1 protein-coding gene is annotated in these 863 nt (G+C 64.7%); it reads right to left on the reverse strand.

The window, feature by feature from the left end:
• Positions 1–863 (reverse strand): zinc-binding alcohol dehydrogenase family protein (locus AWB76_RS38700; protein WP_061165339.1); only part of this gene is annotated, 863 nt, incomplete at both ends.

Raw genomic sequence — 863 nt, forward strand, 5'->3', positions numbered from 1 at the left:
ACGATCTTGCCGCGCGCCTTGCCGCTCTCGAGCAAGGCATGGGCGCGGCGCAGATTGGCCGCGTTGATGGTGCCAAAATGGTCCGCCAACGTCGTGCGCAGCACGCCGGCGTCGACCAGCTCGGCGACCCGGACCAAAATATGGTGTTGTTCGATCATGTCCGCGGTCTGGTACATCGAGCGGGTGTACATCAATTCCCAGTGCAGCGAGATGCTCTTGGGCTTCAGGATCGGCACGTCGAGCGATTGGGGGTCGTCGATCAGCCCAAGCTTGCCCTGCGGCGCCAGCATCTCGGCGATTCCAACCAGGTGCTTGTCGGTATGGGTCAGGCTCGCCACGTAATCTACCGCGTCAATGCCAAGGCCGCGCAGCTGCGCCGGCATCGGCTTCGTGTGGTCGATCACATGGTGTGCACCGAGCTCGCGCACCCACTCCTGTGTTTCCGGCCGCGACGCGGTGGCCACCACGGTCAGGCCGGTCAGCTGGCGCGCCAACTGGATCAGTATGGAGCCGACGCCGCCGGCGCCGCCAATGACGAGCAGCATTCCGATCGGGTCTTTTCCTTCGCGCACTTGCAAACGGTCGAACAGCAACTCCCACGCCGTGATCGAGGTCAGCGGCAGCGCGGCTGCTTCTTCGAAGCCGAGGCTCTTCGGCATCGGGCCGACGATGCGCTCGTCGACCAGGTGCAGCTCGCTGTTGGTGCCCGCCCGTAACAAAGAACCGGCGTACATGACGCGATCGCCGGGCTTGAAAAGGGTTACTTTGTCGCCCACCGCGCGCACCACGCCGGACGCATCCCAGCCCAGCACCTTTGGTACCACTGGGGGCGGCAGCACGCCGCCACGGATCTTGGTATCGAC

The sequence above is a fragment of the Caballeronia temeraria genome, from assembly GCF_001544795.2.
Classification (GTDB): domain Bacteria; phylum Pseudomonadota; class Gammaproteobacteria; order Burkholderiales; family Burkholderiaceae; genus Caballeronia; species Caballeronia temeraria.